Below are 18763 nucleotides of genomic sequence, written 5' to 3'. Positions count from 1 at the left end.
GCGCACCGGCTCGGCGCCGGCCGGCCCGAGCCGCCCCCCATATCCGCCCGTTCAACCGCTCTGAAGGGCCACAACCCACCATGACGGACCACTACGAGACCTCATCGGTGTCCGCACCCCAACCCGTCCCGGCCCTCCCTCCGGAGGCGTGGAACGCCACGGACCGCGCCGTCTCCCACGCACCGCTCGGCGAGCTCTTCGCCATCTGGGCGGAACGCACCCCAGAGGCACCGGCCCTGGTGGCGGACGGGCACCAGTGGTCCTTCGGGGAAGTCGAGCGCTGGGCGAACCGGCTGGCCCACCATCTCATCGGGCAGGGTGTGGGGCCGGAGCGCGTGGTGGCGCTGGTGCTGCCCCGCTCGGCCGAACTGGTGGTGGCCGAGCTGGCGGTGGCGAAGGCCGGCGGCGCGTACCTCCCGATCGACCCCGCGCACCCCGAGGAGCGCCGGGCCATGATGCTGGCCGACGCCCGGCCGGTGGCCGTGCTGGACGACCCGGCGCGGATCCGGGAGGTGGGGGCCGGGGCGGGCCCGGATCACGCGCCCGGCCGCGGGGAGCTGCTCGGCCCGCTGTGCCCCGAGCATCCCGCGTATGTCATCTACACCTCAGGCTCCACGGGCGTGCCCAAGGGCGTGCTGGTGCCGCACGCCGGTCTGGGCAACTTCTCGGCCGCGACGGCCGCCCACTACCGGGTCCGGCCCGGCGACCGGGTACTGCAGTTCTCCTCGCCCAGCTTCGACGCCTCCGTCCTGGAGCTGTGTTCCTCCCTGCTGGCCGGGGCGGCACTGGTGGTGCCCCCGGAGGGGCCCCTGCTGGGCGCCGAGCTGGCGGCGGTCCTGCGGGAGCGGCGGGTGACCCATGCCCTGATCCCCCCGGCGGCGCTCGCGACCGTGCCCCCGGAGGAGCTCCACGACGGGCTGCCCGACTTCCGCACCCTGATCGTGGGCGCGGAGGCGTGCCCCGCCGATCTGGTGGACCTGTGGGCGCCCGGGCGGCGGATGGTGAACTCCTACGGCCCGACGGAGGCCACGGTCGTGGCCTCCTGGACGGACGCCCTGGCGGCGGGGACCGGCGCCCCGCCGATCGGCCGTCCGCTGCCCAACACCCGGGTGTTCGTACTGGACGAGGCGGCGCGGCAGGTGCCGGTCGGGGTCACGGGAGAGCTGTGCGTCAGCGGCGCGGGCCTGGCCCGCGGCTATCTCGACCGGCCGGGGCTGACCGCCGATCGCTTCACCGCCTGCCCGTTCGGGCCGCCCGGCGCACGGATGTACCGCACCGGTGACCTGGTCCGCTGGAACGCCGACGGTGAACTGGAATTCCTCGGCCGGGCCGACCACCAGGTGAAGATACGCGGCTTCCGCATCGAACTGGGCGAGGTGGAGGCCGCGTTGGCCCGCCACCCCCGGGTGGGGTCCGCCGTGGTCACCGTAAGGGAGGACGAGCCCGGTCAGAAGCGGCTGGTCGCCTATGTGGTGCCGCCCGGCGGCGGGACCCCGCCGAAGGCCGCGGAGGTGCGCGCCGCGGTGGCCCGGGTGCTGCCGGCGCATATGGTGCCGTCCGCCTACGTCGTACTGGACGCGTTCCCCCTCACGCAACACCGCAAGATCGACCGGCAGGCGCTGCCCGCCCCGCGCTCCGCGCCGGACGGCGACTCGCGCCACATCGCCCCGCGCACCCCCGCCGAGGAGGCCCTGGCCCGCATCTGGTCCGAGGTGCTGCCGGTGGACACCGTGGGCGTGGCGGACGACTTCCTGGGCCTGGGCGGCGACTCCATCCTCGGGGTGCGGCTGCTGACCCGGATCCGGGCCGAGCTGGGTGTGGAGCTCTCGCTGCGCGATCTGCTCGACGCCAGGACGGTGGCGCGGCTGGCCGGCAAGCTGTCCGCCGCGGCGGCCGAGCGGCCCGAGGCGCCGATCCCGCCCGCGCCGCGCGACCGTCCGCTGCCGCTGTCCTCCGCCCAGCGGCGGCTGTGGTTCCTGGACGATCTGACCTCCGGCGGAACCGAGTACAACACCGGGGCCGGGCTGCGGCTCGACGGCCCGCTGGACGTGGCCGCGCTGCGCCGGGCGCTGGACCGGCTCGCCGCCCGCCATGACGCCCTGCGCACCACCTTCGCCACCGTGGACGGGCACGGGGTGCAGCAGGTGGCCGCGCACGGGACCGTACCGCTCGAGCGGCTCGACCTCGGCGGGCATCCGGCGCGGCGGCGCGCCGAGGCGCTCGACGCCACGCTGACCGCCGAGCTGAACCGGCCCTACGACCTCAGACAGGGACCGCTGACCAGGGCGCTGCTGATCCGGCTCGCCGACGAGGAGCACATCCTGCTGCTGGCGCAGCATCACATCGTCACCGACGGCTGGTCGGTCGGGCTGCTGGTGCGCGAACTGGCCGCGCTCTACGCCGCCGAGGTGTCCGGCACCACCGCCGCGCTCCCCGAACCCGCCCTCCAGTACCCGGACTTCGCGGTGTGGGAGCGGAGCCGTCCCGCCACCGCCGGTGCGGACGCCGATCTGGAGTACTGGCGGGGCCGGCTGGCCGGGATGCAGACGCTGGAGCTGCCCACCGACCGCCCGCGCCCGCCGGTGCGCACCACGGCGGGCGCGGTGCACCGCCGTGAGCTGCCCGCCGAGCTGGTGGCGGGGCTGGCCCGGCTCGGCAGGGAGCGGGACACCACGCAGTTCACCCTGCTCGCGGCCGCCGCGGCGGTGCTGTTCTCCCGCTACTCGGGCCAGCGGGACATCGCCTTCGGCACCGTGACCGCCGGGCGCCACCGCGAGGAGCTGGAGACGGTCGCCGGGTTCTTCGTCAACACCCTGGTGCTGCGCGCCGATGTGGACGGGGACAGCACGGTCGAGCGGTTCCTGGACGCGATGCGCGAGACGGTGCTGGACGCCTTCAGCCATGACCGGCTGCCGTTCGAGCGAGTCGTCGAGGAGCTGGCGCCACGCCGCGACCCCAGCCGCAATCCGCTGGTGCAGGCGCTGGTCGTCCAGCAGAGCGCCATGGTGCCCGGCCAGGAGGCGGGGGGTGTGCGGATCACCGAGCACTCGCTGCCGCGCCCGGCCGCGCGGTTCGACCTGGTGCTGGAGTTCCTGCCCCGTGACGACGGCTCGCTTGGGCTGACCGTCGAGTTCAACTCCGATCTGTTCGACGCGGCCACGATCGAGCGGATGGCCGGGCATCTGCACCGGCTGCTGACCGCCATGGTGGCCGATCCGGGCGCCACCCTGATCGAGCTGCGGATGCTGGCCGACGCCGAGTGGCATGCGATGCTCGACGCCTGGAACGGGCCCGAGCGGCCCGCGGTCGAGGCCACCCTGCCCGGCCTCTTCGCCGCCCAGGTGGCGCGGCGGCCCACGGCCACCGCCGTGACCTGCGGGGACACCAGCCTCTCCTACGAAGAGGTGAACCGGCGCGCCAACCGGCTGGCGCGGCTGCTCATCGACCGGGGCGCCGGTCCCGAGCGGCTGGTGGCCCTCGCCCTGCCCCGCTCGGCCGAGCTCGTCGTCGTCCTGCTGGCGGTGCTCAAGGCGGGCGCCGGATATCTGCCGGTGGACCCCGAATACCCCGCCGAGCGCATCGCGTTCATGCTGGCGGACGCCGCGCCCTCGACCGTCCTCACCACCACCGGCGCGGCCGGCTGTCTGCCCGCGGACGCCGCACCGCTGCTGCTGGACGACCCGGAGGTACGCGCCCGGCTGGACGGGCTCGCGGACGGTGACATCACCGACGCCGAGCGGCTCCGGCCACTGGTCCCGGCCCATCCCGCCTATGTCATCTACACCTCCGGGTCGACCGGCCGGCCCAAGGGCGTGGTGGTCAACCACCGCGGGGTGGCGGGGCTCGCGGCCTGGGCCGAGGCGGAGCTGGGGCGCGAGCGGCTGACCGACGTGGTCGCCTCGACCTCGCTCAACTTCGATGTGTCGGTCTTCGAGATCCTCTGCCCGCTGCTGGCCGGCGGCAGCGTCGAGGTGGTGCGTGACCTGCTCGCCCTCACCGACCCCGAGGGGCGGCCGCGGGCGACGGGGCTGCTCAGCGGGGTGCCCTCGGTGTTCTCCCGGCTGCTGGGCGAGGATCGCCCGGCGGACTGGGCCCGGACCGTCGTACTGGCGGGCGAGGCGCTGCCCGCCCAGACCGTACGGGACATCCGGGAGGCCATGCCGTCCTGCCGGATCGCCAATCTCTACGGGCCGACCGAGGCCACCGTGTACGCCACCGGCTGGTTCTGCGACGGCCAGGCGCCCGCGCAGGCCCCGCCGATCGGCCGCCCGGTCGCGGGCACCCGCGCCTACGTCCTGGACCCGACGCTGCGGCTGGTGCCACCCGGGGTGACCGGTGAGCTGTATCTGGGCGGGCAGGGCCTGGCCCGGGGGTATCTGCGGCGGCCCGGACTGACCGCCCACCGCTTTCTCGCGGACCCCCTCGGGCCGCCCGGCAGCCGGATGTACCGCACCGGTGACCTGGTCCGCTGGAACGGCGAGGGCCAGCTGGAGTACGTCGGCAGAGCCGATGACCAGGTGAAGATCCGCGGCTTCCGCATCGAGCTGGGCGAGGTGGAGACGGCGCTGCTGCACCACCCCGACATCGCCGAGGCGACGGCCGTCGCCCGGGAGACGGACGGCCATCAGCGGCTGATCGCCTATGTGGTGGCCGCCGCGGGCGCCGAGCCCGACCCGGCGGGGCTGCGACGGTTCCTGCGGCGCTCGCTGCCCGACTACATGGTGCCCGCCTCCGTCGTCGTCCTGGAGCGGATGCCCCTCAACCCCAACGGCAAGCTGGACCGCGGCCGACTCCCCGAGCCGGACTGGGCCGAGGCCGCGGCACCGGGCTATGTGGCGCCCCGGACCGCCACCGAGCGGACCCTGGCGACGGTCTGGGCCCGGATCCTGCGGGTGGACCGCGTGGGGATGGAGGACAACTTCTTCTCCCTCGGCGGCGATTCGATCCTCAGCATCCAGCTGGTCTCCCAGGCGCGGCAGGCCGGGCTCGCCGTCACCTCGCGCGATGTCTACCGCCATCAGACGATCGCCGCGCTGGCCCTGCACCTGGACACCACCACGGCCCCGGCCGAGCCCGTCGGCTCCGGCGGGGACGAGACCGCCACCGGGGAGCTGCCGCTGACCCCCATTCAGCACTGGCTGTTCACCACCGACCCCGAGCGGGCCGGCCACTTCAACCAGACCATCTCGCTGGTGCTGCCCGAGGACGTGGACGAGGACGCGCTGCGGCACGCCCTGGACGCGCTGGTGGACCACCACGACGCCCTGCGCTCCCGCTTCCAGCGGCGGGACGGCGGCTGGTACCAGCGGATCGAGGACGCGGCCGCGGTCCGCGTACCGCTCGAGACCACCGGCGCCGGGCACCTGGGCCGCTTCGACCTGGCCAGGGGGCCGCTGATGCGGGCGGTGCTCGACCGGGACACCGGGCCGCGCCCGGTCCTCCACCTCACCATCCATCACGCGGTGGTGGACGGGGTGGCCTGGCGCGTCATCCTGGAGGATCTCGACAGCGCCTACCGGCGGGCGGCCCGGGACGAGGGGGCCGGGCTTCCCGCGAAGTCCTCCCCGCTGCGCCGCTGGGCGCTGCGGCTCAACACCCATGCCGGGGAAGGCGGGTTCGCCGACGAGGAGGCGTACTGGACCGGCCTGGCCGGGGCCTGCGACCCCTCGCTGCCGACCGACCTGAACGGGGCGGACGGAACGAACGGGGCTGACGGGGCTACCAGGGCGGACGCGGCGGAGAACACCTATGCCTCGGCCCGGTCGGTCACCGTCCGGCTCGGCCCGGAGGAGACCGCCGCACTCCTCCAGACACTCCCCGAGGTCTACCGCACACAGGTCAACGACGTGCTGCTGAGCGCGCTGGCCCGGGTGCTGCGCCGCTGGACCGGGCGCGCCCGGGTGCCGGTGGACGTGGAGGGCCACGGCCGCGAGGAGCTCTTCGCGGACCTGGACCTGTCCCGTACGGTCGGCTGGTTCACCACCCGCTTCCCGGTGGCGCTCGACCTTCCGGACGGCGGCTGGGGCGAGGTCCTCAAGTCCGTCAAGGAGCAGATGCGGGCCGTACCGCGGCGTGGTCTGGGCTACGGGGTGCGGCGCCATCTGCTCGATGGCGCGGGCCTCCCCGACGGCCCCACGGCCGGGATCAGCTTCAACTACCTCGGCCGGTTCGAGGCGCCGGGCGGCGACGGGCTCTTCCGCGGTCTGCACCGGGAGCTGGCCCTGGACGCCGACCCCACCTCGCCGCGCCCGCATCCGCTGGAGGTGGTGGGCCGGGTCGAGGGGGACGACCTGGAGATCACCTGGTTCTACTCCGCGAATCTGCACCGGGAGGAGACGGTCGCCCGGCTCGCCGGGGAGTTCCGCGAGGCGCTGTGCGAGATCGCCCGGCACGGCAGCGCGCCCGGCGCGGGCGGCCGCACCCCGTCCGACTTCCCGCTCGCCGCCCTCGACCAGGCCGCCGTGGACCGGCTGGCCGGGAACGGGGGCACGGTGGCGGACATCTACCCGCTCACCCCCACCCAGGCGGGCATGCTGTTCCACGCGCTGGCGCAGGGCGACCGGCGGGCCTACTTCCAGCAGCTCACCTTCGTCCTCGACGGGGTGCCGGAGCCGGCGGCGCTGGCCGCGGCCTGGCAGCAGGTCGCCGACCGCACCCAGGTGTTACGCGCCCGGGCGGTGTGGGAAGGCGTGCCGGAGCCGGTCCAGGTGGTGGAGCGCGGGGTCCGGATCCCGGTGGCCCTGCTCGACTGGCGGCGGCTGTCCGGGCCGGACGAGCGCCGGGAGGAGCTGCGGAGGCTCCTCGCCGAGGACCGGGAGCGCGGGCTCGACCTGGCCGCCGCGCCGCTGACGCGGCTGGCGCTGGCCCGGCTGTCGGAGACCGAGGTCCAGGTGGTGTGGACGTTCCACCATCTGATCCTGGACGGCTGGAGCCTGTTCCAGGTGCTCTCCGACGTCTTCCACTGCCACGCACGGGCCCGTGCCGGGGCGTCCGGCGCGGCCATGGCCGCCGGGCTGCCCGGCCGCCGCCCGTTCGGCGACTATGTGGCCTGGCTGCGGGAGCGCGACGGGGCCCTGGCCGAGGAGCACTGGCGGGCCCGGCTCGGCGATCTCGCCGAGCCCACCCCGCTGCCGTACGACCGGGAGCCCACCGAGACCCATCACGCCGAGTCCACCGAGGACCTCCGCGTGACCCTGCCCGCCGCCACCACCCAGCGGCTCCAGGCCCTGGCCCGGGACGAGGGGCTCACCCTGAACACCGTGGTGCAGGGCGCCTGGGCGCTGCTGCTGGCCCGGCAGTCCGGCCGCGAGGACGTGGTCTTCGGGACGACGGTGTCCGGACGGCCGCCGGAGCTGCCGGGCGTGGAGACGATGAACGGGCTGTTCATCACCACCGTGCCGACCCGCCTCACGGTGCCGGCCGGGTCCGCCCTGCTGTCCTGGCTGGGCGCGGTGCAGTCCGGGCAGACCGAGGACCGGCGGTTCGACTTCGTACCGCTCACCCGGCTGCGGTCCTGGACCGGTCTGCCCGAGCGGGTGAACCTCTTCGACTCCATCGTGGTCTTCGAGAACTACCCGATCGGCGGGGACCTCGCCGCCGCGCACGGCCTCGCCCTGCGCGAGCTGAACGGCGTCGAGACCACCAACTACCCGCTGTCCCTGGTGGTCTACCCCGGCGCGGAGCTGGCGCTGCGGCTCGGCTACGACCCGGCGCTGTTCGACGAGGCCACCGCCCGGCGGATGGCGGAGCACCTGACGGTGCTGCTGACGGCCATGGCCGACACTCCGGACCGGGCGCCCGCACACCTTCCGATGCTCACTGCCGCCCGGCGCCACCAGGTGCTCCGGGAGTGGAACGACACCGCGGTCGCATTGCCCGAGTCCACGGTGGCCGGACTGTTCGCCGAGCGGGTGCGGTGTGCGCCGGACGCGACGGCCCTGGACGGCGAGGCGGGCCCGGTGAGCTACCGGGAGCTGGACACCCGCGCCAACCGGCTGGCCCACCGGCTCATCGGACACGGCGTCGGCCCGGAGCGCCCGGTGGCCGTCCTGATGGACCGGTCGGTGGAGCTGGTGGTGGCGCTGCTGGCGGTCGTCAAGGCGGGCGGGGTGTACGTACCGCTGGACACCCGCGCCCCCGAGGACCGGCTGCGGAGCGTGCTGGCGGAGGCGGGCGCGGAGGTGCTGCTGACCGACCGCGCATGGGAACGCACGGCGGCGGACATCTCGGACGCCGCGCTTACCCTGCTCGTGAAGTCCGGGCCCGGCGACGACGACGGCGACGACGACGACGGCCCGTCGCGGCCGCCGAACGTGGCGCTCTCCCCCGACAACGCCCTGTATCTGATGTTCACTTCGGGCTCCACCGGGCGGCCCAAGGGGGTCGCGGTGCGCCACCGCGATGTGACCGCCCTCGTCGCGGACCGCGCCTTCGCGGACCACGACCGGGTGCTGGTGCACTCGCCCCAGGCGTTCGACGCCTCGACGTACGAACTGTGGGTGCCGCTGCTGCGCGGCGGCCGGGCCGTGCTGGCGCCCCCCGGGGACGTGGACGCGGACACCGTGCGCCGGGCGATCGCCGAGTACGGGGTGAGCTGCCTGTGGCTGACCGCCGGGCTGTTCCGGCTGCTGGCGCAGGAGGCGCCGGAGTGTCTGCGCGGCGCCCGGGAGGTGTGGACCGGCGGTGAGGCGGTGCCCCCGGGCGCGGTGCGCCGAGTGCTCGCGGCCTGCCCCGATCTGACGGTGATGGACGGCTACGGGCCCACCGAGACCACGACCTTCGCCACCCGGCGCCCCTTCCGCGCCGGGGAGGAACTGCCCCGCTCGCTGCCCATCGGACGGCCGCTGGACAACACCCGGACGTATGTCCTCGACGGCACCCTCCAGCCGCAACCGCCCGGCATTCCCGGGGAGTTGTACATCGCGGGCGCCGGGGTGGCGCGCGGCTACCACGGCCGCCCCGGCGCCACCGCGGAGCGGTACATCGCCGATCCGTTCGGGCCGTCCGGCTCCCGGATGTACCGCACCGGGGACATCGTGGCCTGGACCGACGACGGTGAACTGCGCTTCGTGGGCCGCGCCGACGACCAGCTGAAGGTCCGGGGCTTCCGCATCGAGCCGGGCGAGATCGAGGCAGCGCTGACCCGCCACGAGGCCGTGGCGGAGGCGGTCGTCGCGCTCTCCCGGGTGGCCGACCGCACGCTGCTGACCGGCTACGCGGTGCCGGTGGCCGGGGCCGAGGTGCCCGACGCCGGGGAGCTGCGGTCCTTCCTGGGCGGTCTGCTGCCCGACTACATGGTGCCCTCGGCGTTCGTCGCCCTCGACGCGCTGCCGCTCACCCGCAACGGCAAGGTGGACCGCCGCCGACTGCCCGAGCCCGACCCGGCGGCGGCCGGGACGGCCGGGTATGTGGCGCCCCGTACCGACACCGAGCGGGCCCTCGCGGAGATCTGGGGCACCCTGCTGGGCCGGGAGCGGATCGGCGCCGAGGACAACTTCTTCCATCTGGGCGGGGATTCGATCCTCAGCATCCAGGTGGCCTCCCGCGCCCGGCAGGCGGGGCTGGCCTTCACCCCCCGCGAGCTCTTCCGGCATCCCACCGTCGCCTCGCTCGCCGCCGTCACCACGCCCACCGCCACGCCCGCCGCCGACACCGGGCCGGTGACCGGTGAGGTGCCGCTCACCCCGATCCAGCACTGGTTCTTCGGGATGCGGACCGACCGGCCCGGCCACTTCAACCAGTCCGTGGTCGTGGAGCTCCAGCGGGAACCGGACCTCCGCGCGCTGCGCGCGGCGCTCGACGCGCTGCTGGTCCACCATGACGCGCTGCGCACGCGGTTCGAGCCCGGCGCCGATGGAAGCCCGCGGCAGTACTGCCCGCAGCCTGATCTGACGGCCCCGGCGCCCCTGCGGGAGCACGACCTGTCGGGGCTCGACGCGGACGAGTGCCGGGCCGCCGAGGACGCGGCGATGGCCGAGGCGCAGGCCGGGTTCGACCTGGCGCGGGGTCCGCTGCTGGCCGCCCGGCTGTTCCACCGCGGCGACGGGCAGCGGCCGACGCTCTTCCTGACCGCCCACCACCTCGTGGTGGACGGTGTCTCCTGGCGGGTGCTGCTGGAGGATCTGAACACCGCGTACCGGCAACTGCTCGCGGGCGGGCGGGCCGACCTCGGCCCGCGCACCACGTCCGTACGGGACTGGTCCCTGAAGCTCACCGACCACACCGCCGCCGGTGGTTTCGACACCGAACTCGCCCACTGGCGGGCGGTGACCGCGGAGTGCGCCGCGGGGCTGCCCGTGGACGGTGAAGGGGACAACACGGTGGCGTCCATGGCGTCGGTCACCGTCCGGCTGGACCGGGAGCGCACCGAGGCGCTGCTGCGGCAGGTCCCCGAGGTCTACCGCACCCGCGTGGACGACGTGCTGCTCGCGGCGCTGGGCCGGGTGCTCGGCGACTGGACCGGGCGGCGCCGGATCGCCGTGGACCTGGAGGGCCACGGCCGGGAGGAGCATCTGCTGGACGGGGTGGACCTGTCCCGCACCGTCGGCTGGTTCACCAGCCTCTATCCGGTCGCCCTGGACATCCCGGACGGCGGCTGGGGCGAGACGCTCAAGTCCGTCAAGGAGCAGCTGCGGGCGGTGCCCGCACGTGGCATCGGTCACGGCGCGCTGCGCCATCTCGCCCCCGGCTCCGGGCTCCGGGGCACGGCCGAGCCCGGGATCAGCTTCAACTACCTCGGGCAGTTCGACTGGTCGGCGGCGGATGACGACACCGGTCTCGTCCGCACCGTACGGGACGGTCTGGGCGGTGACGCCGCGCCCGACACGGTCCGGGCGCATCTGCTGGACGTCGTGGGCCGGGTGGAGCGCCGGTGCCTGGAGATCACCTGGTACTACGGCTCGGGGACGCACTCCGAGGAGACGGTGGCCGGGCTGGCGCGGGGGATGCTCCGTGCGCTGGAGGAGATCATCGGCCACTGCGCCGCCCCCGAGGCGGGCGGCCGTACCCCGTCGGACTTCCCGCTGGCCCGGCTCGACCAGGCCGCGGTGGACCGGATCGCCGCCGACGGCCGGGCGGTGGCGGACATCTATCCGCTGACCCCGACCCAGGCCGGGATGCTGTTCCACGGGCTGATGGACCCGGCGTCGGACGCGTATGTCAACCAGGTCCAGCTGACGCTGACCGGGGCGGACGACCCGCGGGCGCTGGCCACCGCATGGCGGCGGACAGTGGACTCCAACCCCATTCTGCGCACCCATCTGGTGTGGGCGGACACCCCGGAGCCGCTCCAGGTCGTGACGCACCGGGCGGAGCTCCGGATCGCCCACCACGACTGGACCCGGCGGTCCGAGGAGTGGCGCGAGGCCGAGCTGGACCGGATGCTCGCCGAGGACCGGGCCGAGGGGATCGACCTGGCCACGGCGCCGCTGATGCGGCTGGCGCTGATCCGGCTGTCCGCCGACGAGGTGCGGATCGTCTGGACCTTCCACCATGTGCTGCTCGACGGCTGGAGCGCGGCGCAGGTCTTCGACGAGGTCTGCGAGCGGTACGCGGCGTTGACCTCGGAACGGGCGCCCGTGGTGCCCGCCCGCCGGCCGTTCCGTGAGTACCTGGGCTGGCTCGGCGAGCAGGACACGGCGGAGGCCGAGCGCTACTGGCGTACGGCGCTGGCCGGGTTCACCTCGCCCACCGAACTGCCGCGGGACCGGCCCGCGTCGGAGGCGCACCGCAGCGCCTCCTCGGGCTCGCACCGGGTCACGCTGGGCGCCGAGGAGTCCGCCCGGCTCCGGACGACCGCGCAGCGCGGCGGGCTGACCATGAACACGGTGGTGCAGGGCGCCTGGGCGCTGCTGCTGTCCCGGTACAGCGGGTCCGACGACCTGTGCTTCGGCACCACCGTCTCGGGGCGGCCGACGGCGCTGCCGGGCGTCGAGTCCATGGTCGGGGTGTTCATCAACACCATCCCCACCCGGGTCCGGGTGGCCGGGGAGAGCGGGTTGCTGGACTGGCTGCGGGAGCTGCAGTCGGCGCAGTCGGAGTCCCGGCTCTTCGAGTTCGTGTCCCTGGCGCAGCTGGGGAGCTGGAGCGAGGTGCCCGGCGGGGTGAGCCTCTTCGACTCGATCGTGGTCTTCGAGAACTACCCGTTCGACAGCGAGGCCATCGCGGCCCACGGCCTGGGCATCCGGCAGGAGCGGGACGTGGAGCCGACCAACTTCGCGCTCAGCGTGGTGGTGGCGCCCGAGGAGCGGCTGTCGATCTGCCTGGACTACGACCCCGCGGCCTTCGACGCCCCGACGATCGAGCGGCTGGGCGGCTGTCTGCGGAATCTGCTGGTGGAGATGGCGACCGACCCGGAGCGGCGGCTGGATGAACTGCCGCTGGTCGGCGAGGCCGAGACCCGCGGGATCCTCGACCGCTTCAGCGGCCCGGTCTCCGCCGCGCCCGACGCGGTGCTGCCCGCGCTGTTCGAGGCGCGGGCGGCCCGTACCCCGGACGCGGTGGCCGTGCTGGGCGACGGCGGACCGCTGACCTACCGGGAGCTCAACGAGGGCGCCAACCGGCTGGCCCGGCTGCTGATCGCCTCGGGCGCCGGGCCGGAACACTTCGTGGCCCTGGCCCTGCCGCGCACACCGGAGCTGGTGGTGGCCGTGCTGGCGGTGCTCAAGAGCGGGGCGGCCTATCTCCCGGTCGACCCGGCGTATCCGGCGGAGCGGATCGCCTTCATGCTCGGCGACATCGCCCCGGACACGGTGGTGACCACCGGAGAGGTGGCGGACCGGATCCCCGCCGGGGCGAGCGGCGGCCGGATCCTGCTGGACGACGCGGAGTTCCGGGGGCGGCTGGCTCAACTGCCCGCCCAGGACGTCGGCGACGCCGAGCGGCGCCGCCCGCTGCTCCCCGCCCATCCGGCGTACGCCATCCACACCTCGGGGTCCACCGGTACGCCCAAGGGCGTCGTGGTCACCCATGAGAGCGTGGCCGCCCTGGCGGCGTGGGCGCGGGAGGAGTTCGGCGCCCAGGGACTGTCCCATGTGGTGGCCTCGACCTCCCTCAACTTCGATGTGTCGGTCTTCGAGATCCTCTGCCCACTGCTGGCCGGTGGCGCCATCGAGATCGTCCGCGATCTGCTCACCCTGGCCGAGCGGACGCAAGGCTGGACGGCGAGCCTGATCAGCGCCGTGCCCTCGGCGCTCGGGCAGATGCTCGGCAAGGGGTCGGTCTCGGTGACGGCCGACACCGTGGTGCTGGCGGGCGAGGGGCTCGCGGCCCGCACCGTCAAGGAGGTCCGGGCGGCCATCCCCGGCTGCCGGGTGGCGAACATCTACGGGCCCACCGAGGCGACCGTCTACGCCACCGCCTGGACCTGCGACCCCGCCGACCCGGACCGCACCCCGCCCATCGGCACCCCGGTGGCCGCCACCCGGGCCTACGCGCTGGACGCGCGGATGCGGCCGGTGCCGGTCGGGGTGCCGGGAGAGCTCTATCTGGCGGGGCCGGGCCTCGCCCGGGGGTACTTCGGCCGGCCGGGGCTGACCGCGCAGCGGTTCACGGCCGATCCGTACGGCCCCGCGGGCGGCCGGATGTACCGCACCGGCGACCTGGTCCGCTGGGACGAGCGGGGGCAGCTGGAGTACCTCGGCAGAACCGACGACCAGGTCAAGGTGCGCGGTTTCCGTATCGAGCTGGGCGAGGTCGAGGCGGCGCTGGCGCGCCATCCCGGTGTCGCCGAGGCGGCCGCGGCGGTCGTCGACACCGGCGGTCACAAGCGCCTGGCCGGTTATGTGGTGCGGGTCCCGGGCTCCCCGCCGGTGGACACCGCGGCCATCCGCGCCTTCCTCGCCACGAGCCTGCCGGACCATATGGTCCCCTCGGCCGTGGTCGTCCTGGACCGGCTGCCGCTGGGGTCCAGCGGCAAGCTGGACCGGCGCGCGCTGCCCGCGCCCGTCTGGGCGGCCCGCGCCACCGGCCATGTGGAGCCGCGCACGGAGACCGAGAAGGCCCTCGCCGCCATCTGGGCGGAGGTCCTGGGGGTCGAGCGGATCGGCGTGGAGGACAACTACTTCGCCCTCGGCGGCGATTCCATCCTCAGCATCCAGATCGTCTCCGCCGCCCGGCGGGCCGGGATCGAGCTGACCCCGCGCCATCTCTTCGTCCACCAGACCGTGGCGGACCTGGCGGCGGCCGCGCGGGAGGCCACGGCCACGGCGGCCGAGACCGAGCGGGGTCCGGTGGTCGGCGAGGTGCCGCTGACCCCGATCCAGCACTGGCTCCTCGATCAACTCGACTCCACGGCAGGGCACTTCACCCAATCGGTCTCAGCCGAACTGACCGCGCCGGTGGACGAGAGCGCGCTGCGCACCGCCCTGTCCACGGTGCTGACCCACCATGACGCCCTGCGGCTGCGCTTCGAGCGGACCGGGGACGGCGCCGTGCGCCAGCACAACGCCCCGCCGGACACGGAGCCGGCTTGGGACATCCACGATCTGTCCGCCGTGGCGCCGGAGCGGCGGGACGCGGTGATGCGGGAGACGGCGGGGCGGATCCGGGCCGGGTTCGACCTGGCCCGGGGACCGCTGCTGCGCGCCGTGCTCTTCACCCGGGGCGAGGCGGAACGGCCCGTACTGCTGCTGACCGCGCACCACTTGGTGGTGGACGCCGTCTCCTGGCGCATCGTGCTGGAGGACCTGGACACCGCCTACCGGCAGATCGTCGCGGGACGGACGCCGGAACCGGGCCCCAAGACCACGTCGTTCCGCACCTGGGCGCTGCGTCTGACCGAGCACACCGCCGCCGGGGGCTTCGACGCCGAGCGCGACCACTGGGCGGCCCCCCACGGCGGCACCGACCTCCCCATGGACGGCGACGGCCCCAACACCGCCGCCTCGGAGGAGGAGGTGACCGTCCGGCTCGACGCCGAGGAGACCCGGCTGCTGCTGCAGGAGGTGCCGGGGGCGTACCGGACCCGGGTCAACGACGTGCTGCTGTGCGCCCTGGGACGAGTGCTGGCCCGCTGGACCGGCCGGGACACGGTGCCGGTGGCCCTGGAGGGCCACGGCCGGGAGGAGATCTTCGACGGGGTCGATCTGTCCCGTACGGTCGGCTGGTTCACCAGCATGTTCCCCGTCGCGCTGGAGGCCCCCGCCGACTGGGGGCTGGAGCGGACGCTGAAGGCCGTCAAGGAACGGCTGCGGGCGGTCCCCGGGAACGGCCTCGGCTACGGCGCGCTGCGCCATCTGTCCGGCTCGGCCGCCGCCGGGCTTCCCGCCGCCCCGAAGATCAGCTTCAACTACCTGGGCCAGCAGGACTGGGAGCCCCCGGCGGGTGGTCTGCTACACGCCCTGACCGGTGGGCTGGAGGGCGATATGAGCCCCGAGGCGGACCGGCCGCATCTGCTCGATGTGATCGGCCGGGTGGCGGACCGGCGGCTCGAACTCAGCTGGTCCTACTCCCGGTCGCTGCACCAACGCGCCACGGTGCGCCGGCTCGCCGAGGAGATGACGGAGGAGCTGCGGGCGATCGTCCGGCTGTGCACCCGCCCCGACGCGGGCGGGCGGACGCCGTCGGACTTCCCGCTGGCCGGGCTTGACCAGAAGGCCGTCGACCGGCTGGTGGGCGACGGCCGGGACGTGGCCGATATCCATCCGCTGACCCCGACCCAGTCCGGGCTGGTCTTCCATGCCCTGGCCCAGCGGGGCCAAGGGCTCTATGTGGAGCAGGCGACATTCGTCCTGGACGGGGTCGGCGACTCCGGGGTACTGGCCGCCGCCTGGCAGCATGTCGTGGACCGCACCCCGGTGCTGCGCGGCGCGGTGGTGACGCACGATGTGCCCGAGCCGCTGATGGTCGTGCGCCGCACCGCGGCCGTACCGGTCGAGGAGCTGGACTGGAGCGGTCTCACGGAGGACCAGCGCACGGCCGAGCTGGAGCGGCTGCTGGACCGGGACCGCGCCCGCGGGATCGATCTCACCGCGGCCCCGCTGCTCCGCGTCACCCTGGCCCGGCTCTCCCCCGGCGAGGTGCGGGTGCTGTGGACCTTCCACCATGTGCTGCTGGACGGTTGGAGCGTCTTCCAGGTGCTCGGCGATGTCTTCGCCGCCCATGCCGCCCTGGCCGCCGGTGAGCAGCCGAGGCTGCCGGCCCGCAGGCCGTTCGCCGATTATGTGGCCTGGCTCGCCCGTCAGGACCGCACGCGTGCCGAGGCGCACTGGCGGCAGGCCCTGGAAGGATTCACCTCTCCCACTCCCCTCCCCTACGACCGCAGGCCGACGCCGGAGATCGCCACCCGGTCCTCGCGCTGGCTGTCGCACCGGCTCGGTGAGCGGGACACCGCCGCCCTCCAGGACTTCGCACGGCGGCACCGGCTCACGCTGAATACCATCGTGCAGGGCGCTTGGGCCTTGCTCGTATCTCGCTTGAGCGGTGAGTCGGACGTCTGCTTCGGGACGACGGTCTCCGGGCGGCCGGCGGAGCTGCCCGGCGCGGACGACATCACCGGCATCTTCATCAACACGCTCCCGGTGCGGTGCGCGGTGGCGGGCGCCGCCGGTACCGCCGCCTGGCTGCGCGAGCTCCAGGCCGAGCAGGCGGACGCGCGCGGCTTCGGCCATGTGCCGCTGGCCCAGCTGCGGGGCTGGAGCGAACTGCCCGCCGGGGTGGACCTCTTCGAGAGCCTGGTGGTGTTCGAGAACTACCCCATCAACAGCTCCGCCGCGGCCGAGCACGGGCTGCGGGTGCGCGATCTGAACGCCCTGGAGTCCACCAACTACGCGCTGACCGTGGTGGTCTCGCCCGGATCCGAACTGTCCGTGGAACTCGGCTACGACCCGCGGCTGTTCGAGGAGTCCACCGCCGGGGCGCTGGCCGACCGGCTCACCCATCTCCTCGGCGCGCTGGCCGCGGCCCCCGACGAGCTGCCGCCGGACCGGATCGACATCCTCCCGGCCGCCGAGCGCCGGCGTCTCCTGGTGGACTGGAACGACACCGCCCGGCAGGTGCCCCGGGCGACCTGGGCCGAGCTCGTCGAGGCGGCGGCGGACCGCCGGCCCGACGCGACCGCGGTGGACTCCCCCGGCCTCCGGCTGAGCTACGCGGAGCTGGACGGCCGGGCCAACCGCCTGGCCCATCACCTCATCGGGCAGGGCGTGGGCCCCGGCCGGATCGTCGCGCTGGTGCTGCCCCGCTCGGTGGAGTCCGTCGTCGCCCGGCTCGCGGTGGCCAAGGCCGGTGGCGCCTATCTGCCCATCGACCCCGACTACCCGGCCGGGCGCGTCGAGCTGATGCTCAAGGACTCCGCCCCGCATCTGGTGATCGAGCGGGCCGCCGAGGTCCAGGCGCCGGACGGCCCGGCGCACCGCCCCACGGACGAGGACCGGCTCAGCGCCGTCCACCCGGACGACCCCGCCTATGTGATCTACACCTCCGGGTCCACCGGGACGCCCAAGGGCGTGGTGGTCACCCACCGCGGGATCGCCGGGTTCGCCGCCGCCGAGGCCGAGCACTTCCAGGTGCGGCCGGGCGACCGGGTGCTGCGGTTCTCCTCGCCCGGCTTCGACGCCTCCGTCCTGGAGCTGTGCATGGCGCTGCCGTCCGGGGCCACGCTGGTGGTGCCCGAGCCCGGCCCGCTGCTGGGCGGCCAGCTCGCGGACGTCCTGCGGCGGCAGCGGATCACCCACACCCTCATCCCGCCCGCCGCCCTCGCGACGCTGCCCCCGGGCACCGAGCGGGAGCTGCCCGACCTGCGCACGCTGATCGTGGGCGGGGACGCCTGCGGCGCGGACCTGGCCGCCCGCTGGGCGCCGCACCACCGCATGATCAACGCGTACGGGCCGACCGAGACCACCGTGGTGGCCACCTGGTCCGAGCCGCTCACCCCCGACGGCGCCCCGCCGCCGATCGGGCGGCCCATCCCCAACACCCGGGTGCGTCTGCTCGACGCGCGGCTGCGCCCGGTGCCGGTGGGGGTGGCCGGCGAGCTGTGGGTCAGCGGTCCGTCGCTCGCCCGCGGCTATCTGGGCCGCGCCGGGCTGACCGCCGCCCGCTTCGTGGCCGACCCGTTCGGGCCGCCCGGCTCCCGGATGTACCGCACCGGTGACCTCGCCCGCTACGACGCGGAAGGCCGCCTGCACCATCTGGGGCGCGGCGACCACCAGCTCAAGCTGCACGGCCATCGCATCGAGGCCGGTGAGGTGGAGACCGCGCTGTGCGGCCACCCCGCCGTCGCGGAGGCCGTGGTGACGGTGCGGGAGGACGAGCCCGGAGTGCGCCGGCTGGTGGCCCATCTGGTCCTCGCGCCCGGGGCCGGTGCCCCGGCCGACACCGAGCTGCGCACCCATCTGGGCCGGACGCTGCCGGGCCCGATGGTGCCGTCGGCGTTCGCCGTGCTGGACCGGCTGCCGCTCACCGAGAACGGCAAGACCGACCGCGCGGCGCTGCCCGCGCCCGGCCCCGCCACCACCACCGCCGCACCGGCCGCCCACATCGCCCCGCGCACCCCGACCGAGGAGGTCATCGCGGAGATCTGGTCTGAGGTGCTGGAGGTGTCGCCGGTCGGCGCGGAGGACGAGTTCTTCGCCCTGGGCGGTGACTCGGTCCGCAGTCTGCTGATCGCCTCCCGCGCCAAGGAGGCGTTCGCCGTCGAACTGACCCCGCGGGACATTCTGACCGCGCGCACCGTCTCCGCCCTCGCCGACCTGGTCGAGGAGCACATCCTGCGCGAACTCGAAGACGCCGCCTCCGGCGGCAGCGACCACGACGACCGGTGAGG

The 18763-nt window shown here is 74.7% G+C and carries 1 protein-coding gene; it reads left to right on the top strand.

What is annotated here, in order from left to right:
• The first annotated feature begins 80 nt into the window (after window positions 1-80).
• Window positions 81-18761: a non-ribosomal peptide synthetase gene (locus tag JK364_RS17150; protein ID WP_201851965.1), complete on the top strand. Its 18681-nt coding sequence runs from the start codon at window positions 81-83 to the stop codon at window positions 18759-18761.
• Window positions 18762-18763: the final 2 nt, after the last annotated feature.

Source organism: Streptomyces endocoffeicus, assembly GCF_016741935.1.
Classification (GTDB): Bacteria; Actinomycetota; Actinomycetes; order Streptomycetales; family Streptomycetaceae; genus Streptomyces; species Streptomyces endocoffeicus.
The sequence above is the reverse complement of the archived record's forward strand: the minus strand, read 5'-3'. Positions and strand labels throughout refer to the sequence as shown.

Coding starts and splice junctions, on each gene's coding strand:
- JK364_RS17150 (WP_201851965.1), top strand. CDS start 81: ATGACGGACCACTACGAGACCTCATCGGTGTCCGCACCCCAACCCGTC.